The following is a 15,369-nucleotide window of genomic DNA, read 5'->3' on the forward strand; positions in this document are numbered from 1 at the left end:
TATGACGGCCAGCCACACCCCAGGTTCCGCGCTCCACGATGCCGCTTTGTCACCACATGTGAATCCCCCGTCCAATCCGTGCCCGCCGCTCACCGCCGCTGACCGCCAGGCCGACTATTCGCGCTTCGTGCAGCGCGTGCGCCGGCGCTACCCCCAAGAGCTCGACTGCCTGCCGCCGGGCGAACCGGTGCATGCCAGCATGCAGGTGTGCCTAGCGCAGTTGCGCGAACGCGGGTTGCCCCTGCCGGCCGCGCTGCGCGTGCTGCGCCAGCTGGTGCTGGAGCGGCTGGTGGTGCTGGACTGCGAGCAAGGCGCCCCGCTGGCCACCGTTACCCGCGCGGTGACCGAACTGGCCGAACTGGCGCTGGACGCCGCCTGCACCCTCGCTTTTGCCGAGCTGGACGACCTGTACGGCGCGCCGCTGGCCGACGCGCCGGAACCCTTGCCGGTGCGCCTGCGCGGTGGCGAAAACGGCACCGCAGTCGACGCAGCGGCAACGGCCCAGCCCAAAGCGAGCGCGCGGGCCCAGCTGTGGGTGATCGGCATGGGCAAGCTCGGTGCGCGCGAACTCAATGTGTCCAGCGACATTGACCTGATCTACGTGTACGACGCCGACGGCGAGACCGCAGGCAACGCGCAGGGCCGCAACAAAATCAGCAACCACGAGTATTTCGGCAAAGCCGTCAAACACATATACAACACCGTGGGCGAAACCACCGAGCATGGCAACGTGTTCCGGGTCGACCTGGCGCTGCGGCCCAACGGCAATTCCGGGCCCAGCGCGGTGTCGCTGGGTGCGCTGGAAGAGTATTTCCTGGTGCAGGGGCGCGAGTGGGAGCGCTTTGCCTGGCTCAAAAGCCGGGTGATTGCGCCCGCCGCCTGCGTGCAAGACAAAAGCGCCAGCGCGCTGCGCAGCGCGGTGCTGCCGTTCGTGTTTCGCAAGTACCTCGACTACAACGTGTTCGACGCGCTGCGCACCTTGCACCGCCAGATCCGCGAACACGCGGCCAAACGCGCTGCCGGCAACCCGGGCCGCGCCAACGACGTGAAGCTCTCACGCGGCGGCATCCGTGAAATTGAATTCACCGTGCAACTGCTGCAGGTGGTGCGCGGCGGGCAGTTCCCCGAGCTGCGCACCCGCCCCACGCTGGACGCCTTGACCCGCCTGTGCCGCGCCAGCCTGATGCCCCAGGCCACCGCCGACGCGCTGGCCGAGGCCTACGATTTTCTGCGCCGGGTGGAGCACCGCATCCAGTACCTGGACGACCAGCAAACCCACGTCATGCCCACGCGGGACGACGACCTGAACTGGATCGCAGCCAGCATGGGCTGCGCCAATGTGTGCGCGTTTCTGCACGCCTTGGACGGGCACCGCGAGGTGGTGGCCCAGGAATTTGACACCCTGCTGGGCGGCCCGAGCAACGGCGGCTGCAACGGCAAGGGTTGCAACGGCAAAAACGGCAACGGTCGGGCGCCCGACGACCTGCAAGGCGTGCTGTCGCAACTGCCCGAAGCGTTTGCCGCCAAGGTGCGCGACTGGACAGAACACCCCCGGGTGCTGGCCCTGCGTGAAGACGCGCGCGCCCGCCTGGTGCGGCTGGTGCAGCGCACCGGTGCCTGGCTGGACGAAGGCCGGGTGAGCGAAACGGCGGCGCTGCGCATGGCCGAATGGATTGAGCCCCTGCTGCGCCGCGAAAGTTACCTGGCGCTGCTGCAAGAACGGCCATCGGTGCACGAGCGCCTGCTGCGGCTGCTGGGCGCGGCCAAGTGGCCCGCGCGCTACCTGCTCCAGCACCCCGGTGTGATCGATGAACTGGCCAGCCAGCAACTGCTAACCGACCGCTTCGACCCGGTGCAATTTGAAGCCGAGCTGGAAGCCCGCAGAGCGGCGCTGCAGTCCACCGGCGAGGACGACGAAGAGGAACTGCTGAACATTTTGCGCCGGGCCCACCACGCCGAGGTGTTCCGCACCTTGGCGCGCGACCTGGAGCAGGTGCTCAGCGTGGAACAGGTGGCCGACGACCTGTCGGCCCTGGCCGACGCCGTGCTGCGCACCACCGCCCGCTGGTGCTGGGCGAGGCTGAAAAACCGCCACCGCGAAGAACCCGCGTTTGCCATCATTGGCTACGGCAAGCTCGGCGGCAAAGAGCTGGGCTACGGCAGCGATCTGGACATCGTGTTCGTGTACGAAGACGAGCACGAAAACGCGTCGGAAATCTACGCGGCGTTTGTGCGCAAGATGATCAACTGGATGACGGTGAAAACCGGCGAAGGCGATCTGTTTGAGATCGACACTGCGCTGCGGCCCAACGGCAACTCGGGCCTGCTCGTCACCAGCTTCACCGCCTACGCCAACTACCAGGAACGCCGCGGCAGCAACACCGCCTGGACCTGGGAACACCAGGCCATGACGCGGGCACGCTTCGTCATGGGCAACCTGGACCTGGCGACCCGTTTCGACGCCGTGCGCGAAGCCGTCATCACGGCCGAGCGCGACCCGGTGGCACTGGCGGCCGAGATCGTGGCCATGCGCGAAAAAGTGCGTGCGGCGCACCCCGTGCGCGGCTCGCAGTTTGACGTCAAGCACAGCGTGGGCGGCATGGTGGACGTGGAGTTTGTGGTGCAGTACCTGGTGCTGTCGCAGTCGCAAACGCACCCCGAACTGCGCGCCAACACCGGCAACATCAACCTGCTGGAACGCGCCGAACGCGTCGGCCTGCTGCGGCCCGGCATGGGCGCTGCGGCCGCCAACGCTTACCGCACGCTGCGCCAGATACAGCACCGCGCCCGGCTCGACGAAGCGCCCACCCAGGTAGAAGCTGCACTGGTCACGGAAGAAGCGGCGGCGGTGCGCGCGCTGTGGCAACACGTGCTGGGCCAGCCGGCGGCCCCTGCAGCCAGCGCATGAACCAGGCTTCGCGCACCTGGCTGGCGCTGTGCGCGCTGCATGGCGTGGCCAGCATGCTGATGTGGTGGGCCGGCGACCGGGCGGTGGACGCGCTCACCTGGCGTGCCGACGGCTGGCTGCAACAGCCCTGGACCCTGTGGACCAGCCCGTGGGTGCACATGAACACGCCGCACCTGATCGGCAACCAGGTGGCCCTGGGCGCGCTGGCTGCGTTTGCCTGGACGATTCGCCCCACCTTGGCCTGCGCGCTGGCCTGGCTGCTGGCCTGGCCGCTGACGCAGCTCTCGCTGCTGCTCTGGCCACAGATTGGGTATGCCGTGGGCCTGTCGGGCTTGCTGCACGCGGGCGCCATGGTGCTGGCGGTGCAGCTGATCCTGAAGCGCATCGCCGTGCCCAAGGCGCGCCGCTGGGGCGGCCTGCTGGCGCTGGGCCTGCTGGCCAAACTGGCGCTGGAAAGCGGCTGGTCTTATCCGGTGGTGTGGAACGCGGGCAACGAGATGTCGGTGGTTCAGGCCGCCCACCTGGCCGGCGCCTTCTGGGGTGCCGTGCTCGGGCTGGCGCTGGGCCGGCGCGACCGCAGCCAGCCCCTGGGCACCACAGCGGACAGCTCCCTGGCCACGTTGCGCTGAACCCGTTCGCCATCAAAAATGCCCGCAGCTGCGGGCATTTTTTTGGGCCTTCAAGCCGCTCAGGTCGGCACGGGCTCGGCGGCAGCGGGCGCTGCCAGCGACTTGCGGAAGCGGTTGAGTTCCTGCACGGTCTTGAAGGGCTGCTCCATCAGCAAGCTCATGTTGTGCAAGATGCGGTCGACCACCCGGGTTTCCCACACGGCGTCAAAGTCGATCTGCTTGTCCAGCCAGTGCTCCAGCCACTCGGGGTTGGGCAGCTTGCTCTGGATGGTGTCGTTCGGGAACATGGCCTTGTTCACGTGCAGGTTGGTCGGGTGCAGGGCCTGCGCGGTGCGCCGGGCGCTGGCCATGAGCACACCCACTTTGGCAAACGCGACCTTGGCGTCGTTGCCAAACTTGCCAATGGCGCGCTTCATGTAACGCAGGTAGGCGCCGCCGTGGCGGGCTTCGTCCTGGCTCAGGGTGGCGTAAATCTGTTTGATCACCGGCTCGGTGTGCCATTCGCTGGCGCGGCGGTACCAATGGTTCAAACGGATCTCGCCGCAGAAATGCAGCATCAGCGTTTCCAGTGGCGGGGCGGGGTCAAACTCAAAGCGGATGTCGTGCAGTTCCTGCTCGGTCGGCACGAGTTCGGGCCGGAAGCGGCGCAGGTATTCCATCAACACCAGCGAGTGTTTTTGCTCTTCAAAAAACCAGATCGACATGAAGGCCGAAAAGTCGGAGTCGTCGCGGTTGTCGCGCAAAAACATTTCGGTGGCCGGCAGCGCCGCCCACTCGGTGATGGCGTTCATCTTGATCGTCTGGGCCTGCTCGTCGGTCAGCGCGCTGGCGTCGAACTTGTCCCAGGGAATGTCCTTATCCATGTCCCAGCGGACGGATTCGAGTTGCTTGAAGAGTTCGGGGTACAGCATGTCGGGCTTTCGGTCGGCTAGCGGGTGGCGTTTGATTTTATGCGGCGGGTGTGAAAGAGCGCTTACAAACCATCGAGGTTGGCAAGGGTACGTGCGGCCTGCACGCGCAGGGCTTCGCGCTCGGCGGGGGCCAGGCGGGTGAGGTTGCGCACCATGAGCGCGGTGCGGGGGCTGGCTGCCAGTTCGGTCTCATGGCGGTCCAAAAAGTTCCAGTACAGCGTGGTCATGGGGCAGGCGCTGGGGCCGGTTCGCTGGTCGGGCTGGTAACGGCAGCCGCGGCAGTGGTCGCTCATGCGGGCGATGTACTGCCCGCTGGCCACGTAGGGTTTGCTGGTGAAACGCCCGCCGTTGGCAAACAGCGCCATGCCGGCCACGTTGGGCAGCTCCACCCATTCCACCGCGTCCACATACACCGCCAGGTACCAGTCGGCCACCTGCTGCGGCTGCACCTCGGCCAGCAACGCAAACTGGCCGGTGACCATGAGGCGCTGGATGTGGTGCGCGTAACCGTGTTTCAGGGTCTGGCCGATGGCGTCTTTCATGCAGGCCATGTGGGTCTGGCCGGTCCAGTACCAGCCCGGCAGCGGGCGCTGGTGGTCAAAGTGGTTGGCGGTCTTCATGCCAGGCATGTCCAGCCAGTACACGCCGCGAATGAATTCGCGCCACCCGAGAATCTGGCGGATGAACCCTTCCACGCTGGCCAGCGGCAGGCCGCGCTCAAAGTGCGCGGCTTCGGCAGCGCGGATCACGTCGCGCGGGTCGATCAGGTGCAGGTTGAGCGCCACCGACAACAGCGAATGCCAGCCAAAGGGCGTGTCGGTCCACATCGCATCCTGGAAGGCGCCGAAGCATTCCAGCCGGTCGTCCACAAAGCGCTGCAGCGCTTGCTGGGCCTGTGCAGCGGTCACGGGCCAGCCAAAGTGCGCCAACTCGCCCGGGTGCTCGGGAAAGCGCGCCTGCACCAGCGCGATCACCTCGCGGGTGGTGGCGTCGGGCTCAAAGCGGGCGGGCTCGGGAATCCAGCCCGGGCCGGCCTTGGGGTAGCTTTTGCGGTTGTCGGCGTCGAAGTTCCATTGGCCGCCCACCGGCTCTTTGCCTTCCATGAGCACGCCGTGTTCGCGGCGCATCTCACGGTAAAAGTACTCCATGCGCCACTCTTTGCGCCCGCTGGCCCAGCGCGCAAAGCGCGGGCGGCTGCACAAAAAATGCGTGTCCTCCAACCACTGCAAGGGCACGCCGGCGGCTTGCGCCACGGCTTCCATGTCTTGTTGCAGCCGCCATTCGCCCGGCTCGCAGACCCACAGCGTTTGCGGTGCGAGCGCTTTCAGCGTGTGCGCTAGGCGTGCGGGCAGGCTGCCCAGCGTTTCGAGCTCCGGGTCGTCCAGCGCCAGGTAGTGGCAGGGCAGGCCGGCCTCGGCCAGGGCTTGCCGAAAATGCCGCATGGCCGACAAAAACAGGGCAATGCGCGCCTTGTGGCTCCACACCTGGGTGGCTTCACCGGGCGCTTCGATCATGAGCACGGCATCTTGCGCCGGGTCGAAGCCGGCCAGCGCCGGGTTGCCCAGCCAGAGCTGGTCGCCCAACACCAGCACCAGGCGGCGCAGCGGGTTTTGAGCGGCCGGGGTCATGCTGGGCGGTCTTTGGCGACGGCGCGGCAGCGGTCGCTGCAAAACTTCACCTGCTCCCAGGTGCGTGCCCATTTTTTGCGCCAGGTCATGGGGCGGCCGCAGGCGGCGCAGGGTTTCTGGGGCAGGCTGGCCTTGTTGCCGCGAAAGCCGCTCATGCGGCCTCCGGCGCTGGCTGCGCCTGGACTTCGGCTGCGCCCGCGCGCCAGCGCGCCACACCGGAGGTGATGTCGTCTAGCTGGCCCATGGGCCAAAAGGCGGGCGCTTGCGCAGCGCCCAGGCCGCGGCGCTGGCGGTAAAGCGCTGGCGATTGCCCGCCGGCCCATATCTCCACCGAGGGCGGCAGGCGCTCGCGCAAACGGTCCAGCGCCGCCAGCACGTCGCGCGGGTTTTGCACGGCGGTGAAGCTCAGGGCCACCACGTCGGCGCGGTAAGCGCTGGCGGCGGCCACGATGTCGGGCAGGGGGGTTTGCACCCCCAGCGCCACGGTGTCGCAGCCTTCCAGCACCATGAAGCTTTCTGCCATGAGCAGGCCCAGGGCGTGGGGCTCGCCGGGCACCGTGGTCAGCAGCACCCGGGGTGGATGGAGCGGCTGGTTCGAAGCCACCTGGGCCATGGCGTGGCGCAGCAGGGCTTGCACGACCTCGGTGTACAGGTGCTCTTCAAACACCGCGAGCTGACCATCCAGCCAGGACTGGCCCACCCGCACGTTCATGGCGGTGACGCCGTCGCGGATCAGCGCAGCCAGGCCGTGGGCCAGCAGGTACTGGTTCATGGACTGGCGCAGCTCGTGGGCCTGGTGCTGGCGCAGCAACTGCATCCAGTGATCCACCGGCACGCCGCGCGGGGCCTCAGCGGCCTGGGCGGCCGCTCGGGGGCGGGTTTTGCCCAGGCGTGCCGCTGGTGGTTCGGCGGCAGGGGTTTGAATCCGTTCGGCGCTCGCTTGCGTACCCAGTTGCAGCAGCTGTCCCAAAGGCAACGCCACCACGCCACCTGGGCGGTGGCCGGCGTCGAGCAGGCGGCGAATGTGGCGCAGCCGCAGCAGCTGGGTGTCGTCGTATTGGCGCTCGCCCAGCGCGTCGCGTTCGGGCGTGGGAAAGCCATAGCGCCGCTCCCACACCCGCAACGTGTCTTTGGACAGCCCGGTGTCGCGTTCGACATCGGCAATGGTGTGGCGTATCTCGGCGGTAAGGCTTGAACTTGTCATGGACAAATGATCCAATGGTTTACCGCATTATGGAGTTTTATATATGAACGAGCGAGTTGTCTATGGCAAGCCCGCACAACGCGGATGGCAACCCTGGCGCGCCGCTGTTGCTTTGGGGTGGGCGCTTGGCTTGAGCTTGAGCCCAGCTGTGCAGGCCCAGCCGCTGCCAGCCAAGGCGGGTGCCAGCGCCACCTGCGCGCCCCTGCTGCAGCACCGCTTTGACCGGCTGCAAGACGAAAAACCCCAATCGCTCTGCCAGTACGCCGGCCAGGTGGTACTGGTGGTCAACACCGCCAGCTTTTGTGGTTTCACCGGCCAATACGAAGGCCTTGAAGCGCTGTACGCGCGTTACCAGGGGCGCGGACTGGTGGTGCTGGGCTTCCCGTCAAACAACTTTGGGCGCCAGGAGCCCGGCAACAACCAGGCCATTGCCGATTTTTGCGAGAACACGTTTGGCGTGAAATTCCCGATGTTCAGCAAAACCAACGTGGTGGGCCGCGACGCCAACCCGCTGTACCGACAGCTCGCCACGCGCACCGGCCAGACGCCACAGTGGAATTTTCACAAGTACCTGATCGGGCGCGATGGCCAGACGGTGCGCAGCTTTGGCAGCGCGGTTGAACCCAATAACCCTGACTTGATCAAGGACATTGAACGATTTCTATCGACCAAATTGTGACTGATCAGTCACAATAAAACCAATTAGTATATTTTTTGAGCCCGCCACACTTGAACACACCACACAAGCGGACGCCAACCACCGGTCGGGAGGGAACCATGACCCACATTCAGCGGAACTTTTTTGAACCGCCAACGCTCATAACAAGCAACTTGCGGGTGCAGGCGCCAGTAGCCCACCCTCAGCCCGTTTCTGCACTGCGAAGCCTTCCAGGCGTGTGTCTGGATGCAATCCCGAGGCGGTTCTCCTCCTCCTCCCTCCCTCCCTTGTTCGTCTTGGGGCGCTTCGCAGGCTTTTCTTTTTCTACCGGCCGTGCACTGCCGCAAGGCAGCGGAGTCTGACCCATGTATTCAGACCCCCGCGCACCCGCCGCCCAGCCTTCCGCACACCGCCCACGCCAACCGCGTGTCGCCATCATCGGCTCTGGCATTGCCGGGCTGGCCGCCGCCCACACGCTGCAAGGGCTGGCCGACATCACCCTGTTTGAAGCGGGCGACTACTTTGGGGGCCACACCCACACCGTGGACATGACCCTGCCCAACGCGCAGGGCGTGCCCACCACGTTTGGGGTAGACACCGGCTTTCTGGTGCTCAACGAGCGCACCTACCCCAACCTGCTGGCGCTTTTCGCCGCCCTGGACGTGCCGATTGCCAAGTCCGACATGTCGTTTTCGGTGCAGGCGCCCGGCGCTGCGCCCGGCGGCGGCACGCTGGAATGGAGCGGCTCCAGCCTGTCCACCGTGTTTGCCCAGCGCCGCAACCTGACCAACCCGCGCTTTTGGCGCATGCTGGCCGACATCGTGCGCTTCAACCGCATCACCACGAAGCTGGCGCAGCGCGGTGAAGACCTGCAACCCAACAGCCCGCTGCTGCAACCCTGGGCGAATTTTTGCGGGAACAGCGCTTTTCCGACGAGTTCCGCGACTGGTATTTCCTGCCCATGATGGGCTGCATCTGGAGCTGCCCGACCGACCAGATGCTGGCCTTCCCCGTGGCCACCATGGTGCGGTTTTGCCACAACCACGGCCTGATCCAGATCACCAACCGGCCGCAGTGGTACACCGTGGCCGGCGGCGCGCGCCAGTATGTCGACAAGATCACCGCCCGCATCCCCGACCGCCGCCTGAACACCCCGGTACACCAGGTGCTGCGCGACGAGCAAGGCGTGCGCGTGGTCACCCAGAGCCAGGTCGAACGTTTTGACGCGGTGGTGTTTGCCTGCCACAGCGACCAGGCGCTGGCGCTGCTGGGCAACCAGGCGTCTGCCGAAGAAACCGCGGTACTCGGCGCCATCCGCTACCAGCCCAATCACGCCGTGCTGCACACCGACACCGCCGTGTTGCCCCAGCACAAACAGGCCTGGGCCGCGTGGAACTACGAGCGCTCGCCCAGTGCCAGCCAGGAGTCGGCCCAGGTGTGCCTGCACTACCTGCTGAACCAGCTGCAGCCGCTGCCGGTGCAGCAGCCGGTGGTGGTGTCGCTGAACCCGCAAAGCCCCATCGACCCGGCCAAAGTGGTGGGCGAATACACCTACGCCCACCCGGTGTTTGACCTGGCCGCCATCCGGGCGCAGGCCCGCGTGCCCGCCATGCAGGGCCAGCAAAACAGCTTTTTTGCCGGCGCCTGGATGGGCTACGGCTTCCACGAAGACGGCCTGAAAGCCGGCTTGCAAGCCGCCCGCGCCCTGATGGATGTCCACGGCCTCACCACCACCGCCAACCCTGCCGACTCGCGCCGCGCCGCCTTGCCTGGGGTGTTTGCATGAGTGGGAATGGCGCCAGCGTGGGGGCCACCGACCTGAGCGCCAGGCCGCCCCAAGCCGGGTCAACCCAAGCCGGGTCAGCCCTCATTGGTTTCGGCCAGGTGCGCCACGTGCGCCACCGCCCCCAGCGCAACGCCTTTGCCTACCCCACCTATTTCTTGATGCTGCCCATGCGCAGCCTGCGCGCACACGGCCCCGGCGCGCTGTCCCGCAACCGGCGCGCCGCGCTCGCATTTCACGACAGCGACCACGGCGACGGCGGCCCGGACAGCCTGGCCTGGCTTGACCAGCTGCTGCTGCAACACGGCGTCACCGACGCACAGGGCGAGGTGTGGCTGCACACCTACCCGCGCGTGCTGGGCTACAGCTTCAAGCCCGTGAGCTTCTGGTATTGCCACCGGGCCGACGGCAGCTTGCGCGCCGTGCTGGCCGAAGTGAACAACACCTTTGGCGAGCGCCACTGCTACCTGCTGGACGCACCGCGCCTGGGCGTGCCCTGCACAGCCGACAAGGTGTTTCACGTATCGCCGTTTTGCCCCGTGCGCGGCCACTACCGTTTCGTGTTCATGCGCACCCAGCAGGGCGGCCAAGACCGCACCGTGGCCCGCATCGACTACTTCGACGCCGCCGGCGAGCCGGTGCTCATCAACACCAGCGTCAGCGGTGTGCTGCAGCCGCTGACCGCACAAACCCAACGCCGCGCGTTGTGGGCGCACCCGGCCATGACGCTGGGCGTGATCGCCCGCATCCACTGGCAGGCCGTGCGCCTGTGGCTCAAGCACACCCCGTTTTTTCGCCAGCCCGCTGCCCCAACCGACTTCGTGACCGCAGGCGACACGCCCGCGCACACGCGCCGCAGCTGAACCCTTCAATGCCCATGAACAGCACCACCGCCACCGACAACCCCGCCGGCTTCGCCCTGCCCCGCAACGCCCCCGCCGCCGCCCGCACGCTCATGCAACTGCTGCAGCGGCTGCGCCATGGCAGCCTCACGCTGCAACTGCCCGACGGCTCGGTGCAGCGCTTTGGCAGCACCGACGGCCCCCACGCCAGCCTGCACATGGTGAACTGGAACATGTGCCGCGCTGTGCTCAAGTCGGGCGACATTGGCTTTGCCGAAAGCTTCATTGCCGGCGACTGGAACACGCCCAACCTCACCGCGCTGCTGGGCCTGATGGTGGCCAACCGGCGCGAAGTGGAAGACGCCATTTACGGCTCGTGGCTGGGCCGCCTGGCCTACCGCGTGCGCCACCTGCTCAACCGCAATTCCAAAGCCAACAGCCGCAAAAACATCCACGCCCACTACGACCTGGGCAACGCCTTTTACGAACTCTGGCTCGACGGCACGATGAACTATTCGTCGGCCCTGTTTGAAGCGCCCGACCAGCCGATGGTGGACGCCCAACACGCCAAGGTGCGCCGCGCCTTGCGCATGGCCGGTGTGCAGCCGGGCGACCGCGTGCTGGAAATTGGCTGCGGCTGGGGCGCCCTGGCCGAAAAAGCCACCACCGAATTCGGCGCGTCCGTCACCGGCGTCACCCTGTCCACCGAGCAGCTGGCGTTTGCGCAGCAGCGCATGGAAGCGCTGGGCGTGCAAGGCCGTGCAGACCTGCGTTTGCAGGACTACCGCGACATTGCCGACGCGCCGTTTGACGCCATCTGTTCGATTGAAATGCTCGAAGCCGTGGGCCGCGAATACTGGCCCACCTACTTCCAGTCGGTGGCCAAGTTGCTGAAGCCGGGCGGGCGCGCCTGCATCCAGAGCATCGTGATCGACGACGCGCTGTTTGAACGCTATATCGCCGGCACCGACTTCATTCAGCAGTACATCTTCCCCGGCGGCTGCCTGCCGTGCCCGCGCGAATTGCGTGCCCAGGCGGCCAAAGCCGGCCTGGAGGTGGTGGACGAGTTCGCATTCGGCCCCGACTACGCCCGCACCCTGCAGCTGTGGCGCGAGCAGTTTTTGCACGAACAAGAGCGTGTGCTCCAGCTGGGTTTTGACCAGCGGTTCCTGCGCATCTGGGAGTTTTACCTGGCCTACTGCGAAGCCGCTTTCACCGGCGCCAACATCGACGTGGTGCAGTTCACCCTGCGCAAACCCGGCTAAAAGCCCGCCCACCGAAAGCCTGCCATGCCGTCCACCACCCGCCCCCTGCGCCTGCGTCGCGTCCACCCCGCGGCCGCGTTTTTGCTGGCTGTGACAGCCGCCGCGTGGTGGCCCGCCCTGGTGCAAGCCACCACGCCCGAGCCCACCGTGAGTGCTGCGCTGCAAGACAAGCAGCTGCAGGGCAACGCACGGCTGCGCGTGTGGGGCTTTGAGGTGTACGACGCCACCCTGTGGGCCGGCAACGCCTTTGACGCCCAGCGCTACGAGCAACACCGCTTTGCGCTGGAGCTGAACTACCTGCGCAGCTTCAAGGGGCGCGACATCGCCGAGCGCTCCATCGACGAAATGCGCGGCATTGCCGCCATCACGCCCGAGCAGGCCACGCGCTGGCTGGCGGCCATGAGCACGCTGTTTCCCGACGTGCAGCGCGGCGACCGCATCACCGGCGTGCACGTGCCCGGCAGCGGCGCGCGCTTTTACCTGAACGGCCGGCTGCGCGGCGAACTGGCCGACGAAAATTTCTCGCGCCTGTTCTTTGGCATCTGGCTGTCGCCCAAAACATCGCAACCCGCCATGCGCGCCACGCTGATCCAGGCGGCCGCTGCGGCGCCGCGCACACCATGAATCCCACCGCCGCAACGGCCACAGACCCAGCGGCGCGCTTCATCGGCCCCGGCGCCTGGCGCCACGGCCTGGGCTATGGCCTGCTGGGGCTGCCGCTGGCCTTTGTGGCGCTGCCGCTGTATGTGATCTTGCCCAACCACTACGCCCGCGAATTTGGCGCGCCGCTGGCCGCCCTCGGTGCGGTGCTGCTGGGCGCGCGCCTGATCGACGCCGTGCTCGACCCCTGGATCGGTCGTTGGTGCGACCGCCTGTTTGCCCGCTCAACCCGCGCCGTGCTGGCTGCTGCGGCGGTAGCTGCCGTGGTGCTGGCGCTGGGCCTGTGGGGCCTGCTGTTTCCGCCGCCGGCTGTGCGCAGCGCCGGCATGGCCGCCTTGCTGGGCTGGGCGGGCGCGGTAATGGCCGTCACCTACACCGCCTACAGCGTGGTGAGCGTGGCGCACCAGGCCTGGGGCGCGCGGCTGGGCGGCAGCGAAGCGCAGCGCAGCCGCGTGGTGGCCTGGCGCGAAGGGCTGGCCTTGGTGGGCGTGCTGCTGGCCGCGGTGTTGCCCGGCACGCTGGGCCTGGGCGCCACGGTGTCGGCCTTTGCCGTTCTGCTGGCCCTGGGCGGCTGGGCCTGGAGCCGTTCGCTGGTGCCGGCTGCCATGGCGGCTTCGCCACTGCCGGGTGCGGTGCCAGCGCCTTCTCCGCTGCGCCAGCCCGCCTTTTTGCGGCTGCTCGCGGTGTTTGTGCTCAACGGCACGGCCAGCGCCGTGCCCGCCACGCTGGTGCTGTTTTTTGTGCAAGACCGCCTGCAGGCGTCGCCCGCCCTGGAACCCGCGTTTTTGGCCACCTACTTTTTGTGCGCTGCGCTGTCCATGCCGCTGTGGGTGAAGCTGGTGGGCCGGCTGGGCCTGGCGCGCACCTGGCTGACGGGTATGGGCTTGGCCGTGGCGGTGTTCATCTGGGCGGCCACATTGGGCGCGGGCGACACCACCGCGTTTCTCATTGTGTGTGCGCTGTCCGGCATCGCGCTGGGCACCGACCTGGCCCTGCCCAGTGCCCTGCTGGCGGGTCTCATTGGCCGACTGGGCGAGCGCGGACAGCGCGAAGGCGCCTACTTCGGCTGGTGGAGCTTTGCCGCCAAGCTCAACCTGGCGCTCGCCGCCGGCCTGGCGCTGCCGCTGTTGGCCTGGTTTGGCTACACCCCCGGCGCGCGCGAGCCCGAAGCCCTGCTGACCCTCACCATCGCCTACTGCCTGCTGCCTTGCGCCCTCAAGCTGCTGGCCGCTGGCGCCCTGTATGGGCTGGTGATCCGACCCGAACGCCGGGCCGCCGCCAGCCACCTCGTCCACACCCCTGTTTCCTGAAAGCCCCACCATGCAACGACGCCTTTTGCTCACCGCCGGCCTGGCTGGCGCGGCCACCCTGGCCGGCTGCGCCGGCCCACAGATCGCCCAATACGCGGGCGAAAAGCCTGCGCTGGACCTGCGCACCTATTTCAACGGCATGCTGGACGCCTACGGCGTGTTCACCGACCGCTCGGGCCAGGTGGTCAAGCGCTTCACCGTGGTCATGCGCTGCACCTGGGACGGCGACAACGGCGTGTTCGATGAAGACTTTGTGTACTCGGACGGCACCACCGGCAAGCGCATCTGGCGCATGAAACACCTGGGCGACGGCCGCTACAGCGGCACCGCCGACGACGTGGTGGGCGAGGCCCTGGGCGAAACCCGTGGCAACGCCTTTCGCTGGGGATACACCCTGGCCCTGCCGGTGGACGGTCGCGTCTGGAACGTCACGTTTGACGACTGGATGTACCTGATGGACGAGCGCGTCATGCTCAACAAAGCGGTCATGAGCAAGTTCGGCGTGCGCCTGGGTGAAGTCACGCTGACCTTCATAAAAAGATGACCCCCCCGCGTCGCTTCGCGTCACCGCCCCCCGGGGGGCGGCACTGGCCGTCTGGCGAAGCCAGCCCGGCGGTGCCCTTGGCTGCTGTCGCACTCCGGCGCCACGAACACCTGACACGAATTCATTGACCTACCGGCCCCACCCATGACACCCCAAAGCAGTTTTGTTGAACCCAGCCCCGCGCGCAAAGCCCCCCCCGCGCAGCGGCAACGTGGCTGGCATCTGCTGCGCCCCTTCAACCCACCCATCGCCGACTGGCGCGGCCAACGCGTCTGGCTGATTGGCGCGTCCAGCGGCATTGGTGCAGCCACGGCGGCGGCGCTGCAGGCGCGGGGTGCGCAGGTGCTGGTGTCGGCCCGCAGCGCAGGCGCGCTCGATGCATTTGTGGCCGAACACACCGAAGCCGACGGCAGCCGCCTCACGCCCCAGGCCTGGCCGCTGGACGTGACCGACGCGCAGGCGGTGACCCGCACCGCCCAGGCCATCTTGCAACAAGGGCCGCTGGACCTGGTGCTCTACTGCGCCGGGCACTACCGCGAAATGCGGGCCACCGCCATGGACATGGCCGACCTGAAGCGCCACCTGGACATCAACTACACCGGCGCCCTGCACGTGATCGACGCCGTGTTGCCCAGCCTCATCGCCCGGGGCAGCGGCCACGTGAGCCTGATCAGCAGCGTGGCCGGCTTTCGCGGCCTGCCCAAGAGCCTGGCCTACGGCCCCACCAAAGCCGCGCTCACCAACCTGGCCGAAACCCTCTACCTCGACCTGGGGCCGCTGGGCGTGGGCGTGAGTGTGGTGCACCCCGGCTTTGTGCAAACCCCGCTCACTGCACAAAACGACTTCACCATGCCTGCCCTGATCACGCCCGACCAGGCCGCGCAGGCCATGGTTGACGGCTGGGCCAACGGAGCTTTTGACATCCACTACCCCAAGCGCTTCACGCGCTGGATGAAACTGCTGCGCCTGCTGCCCTACCGCCTGTATTTCCCGGCCGTGCGCCGCTTCACCGGCCTGTGAACCAACG

13 protein-coding genes and 1 pseudogene are annotated in these 15,369 nt (G+C 67.2%); 10 read left to right on the plus strand and 4 right to left on the minus strand.

Annotated features, from left to right (window positions below; all coding sequences use genetic code 11):
• Nucleotide 1 precedes the first annotated feature (1 nt).
• Both glnE and AC0GNR_RS08195 read left to right on the plus strand, forming a co-directional pair.
• Nucleotides 2-2,908 (plus strand): bifunctional [glutamate--ammonia ligase]-adenylyl-L-tyrosine phosphorylase/[glutamate--ammonia-ligase] adenylyltransferase, encoded by a 2,907-nt coding sequence (gene glnE, locus AC0GNR_RS08190; RefSeq protein WP_472900468.1) that lies wholly within the window; start codon nt 2-4, stop codon nt 2,906-2,908.
• Nucleotides 2,905-3,537 carry a rhomboid family intramembrane serine protease gene (locus AC0GNR_RS08195; RefSeq protein WP_472900469.1) on the plus strand — a complete coding sequence of 211 codons (633 nt, stop codon included), beginning with the start codon at nt 2,905-2,907 and terminating at the stop codon, nt 3,535-3,537. The genes glnE and AC0GNR_RS08195 overlap by 4 nt, the downstream gene beginning before the upstream one ends.
• A 59-nt stretch (nt 3,538-3,596) precedes the next feature.
• Here the strand turns inward: AC0GNR_RS08195 and AC0GNR_RS08200 are convergent, their stop codons facing one another.
• From AC0GNR_RS08200 to AC0GNR_RS08215, 4 genes are all read right to left on the minus strand, one after another.
• Nucleotides 3,597-4,448, minus strand: coding sequence for a ferritin family protein (locus tag AC0GNR_RS08200; protein ID WP_472900470.1), 852 nt, complete (start codon nt 4,446-4,448; stop codon nt 3,597-3,599).
• 62 nt (nt 4,449-4,510) lie between these two features.
• The gene (locus AC0GNR_RS08205; protein WP_472900471.1) at nt 4,511-6,076 is read right to left on the minus strand and encodes a cryptochrome/photolyase family protein; all 1,566 of its coding nucleotides are present in this window, start codon (nt 6,074-6,076) and stop codon (nt 4,511-4,513) included.
• Nucleotides 6,073-6,231 (minus strand): DUF2256 domain-containing protein, encoded by a 159-nt coding sequence (locus AC0GNR_RS08210; protein WP_472900472.1) that lies wholly within the window; start codon nt 6,229-6,231, stop codon nt 6,073-6,075. Before AC0GNR_RS08210 ends, AC0GNR_RS08205 begins: the two co-directional genes overlap by 4 nt.
• The gene (locus AC0GNR_RS08215) at nt 6,228-7,280 is read right to left on the minus strand and encodes a MerR family transcriptional regulator (protein ID WP_472900473.1); all 1,053 of its coding nucleotides are present in this window, start codon (nt 7,278-7,280) and stop codon (nt 6,228-6,230) included. The genes AC0GNR_RS08210 and AC0GNR_RS08215 overlap by 4 nt, the downstream gene beginning before the upstream one ends.
• A gap of 43 nt (nt 7,281-7,323) precedes the next feature.
• On the opposite strand from AC0GNR_RS08215, the gene AC0GNR_RS08220 reads away from it, so the two are divergent.
• The 8 genes and pseudogenes from AC0GNR_RS08220 to AC0GNR_RS08255 all read left to right on the plus strand — a co-directional run bounded on the left by AC0GNR_RS08220 (nt 7,324) and on the right by AC0GNR_RS08255 (nt 15,362).
• A complete protein-coding gene (locus AC0GNR_RS08220; RefSeq protein WP_472900474.1) occupies nt 7,324-7,959 on the plus strand; it encodes a glutathione peroxidase in 636 nt (211 codons plus the stop codon).
• A gap of 344 nt (nt 7,960-8,303) precedes the next feature.
• Nucleotides 8,304-9,724: pseudogene (locus tag AC0GNR_RS08225) on the plus strand (NAD(P)/FAD-dependent oxidoreductase).
• Complete coding sequence (locus AC0GNR_RS08230) at nt 9,721-10,584, plus strand: DUF1365 domain-containing protein (RefSeq protein ID WP_472900475.1); 864 nt, start codon at nt 9,721-9,723, stop codon at nt 10,582-10,584. The pseudogene AC0GNR_RS08225 and the gene AC0GNR_RS08230 overlap by 4 nt, the downstream one beginning before the upstream one ends.
• A 14-nt stretch (nt 10,585-10,598) precedes the next feature.
• Nucleotides 10,599-11,828, plus strand: a complete 1,230-nt coding sequence (locus AC0GNR_RS08235) for a class I SAM-dependent methyltransferase (protein ID WP_472900476.1) — start codon at nt 10,599-10,601, stop codon at nt 11,826-11,828.
• A gap of 24 nt (nt 11,829-11,852) precedes the next feature.
• Nucleotides 11,853-12,452, plus strand: coding sequence for a chalcone isomerase family protein (locus AC0GNR_RS08240; protein ID WP_472900477.1), 600 nt, complete (start codon nt 11,853-11,855; stop codon nt 12,450-12,452).
• Entirely contained in the window at nt 12,449-13,798 is a 1,350-nt protein-coding gene (locus tag AC0GNR_RS08245; protein WP_472900478.1) for an MFS transporter, read from the plus strand. Before AC0GNR_RS08240 ends, AC0GNR_RS08245 begins: the two co-directional genes overlap by 4 nt.
• Before the next feature lie 10 nt (nt 13,799-13,808).
• Nucleotides 13,809-14,342 carry a DUF3833 domain-containing protein gene (locus AC0GNR_RS08250; protein ID WP_472900479.1) on the plus strand — a complete coding sequence of 178 codons (534 nt, stop codon included), beginning with the start codon at nt 13,809-13,811 and terminating at the stop codon, nt 14,340-14,342.
• Nucleotides 14,343-14,486: 144 nt separating this feature from the next.
• Nucleotides 14,487-15,362, plus strand: a complete 876-nt coding sequence (locus AC0GNR_RS08255; RefSeq protein WP_472900480.1) for an SDR family NAD(P)-dependent oxidoreductase — start codon at nt 14,487-14,489, stop codon at nt 15,360-15,362.
• Nucleotides 15,363-15,369 lie beyond the last annotated feature (7 nt).

It is taken from the genome of Hydrogenophaga sp. LT287 (assembly GCF_055702805.1).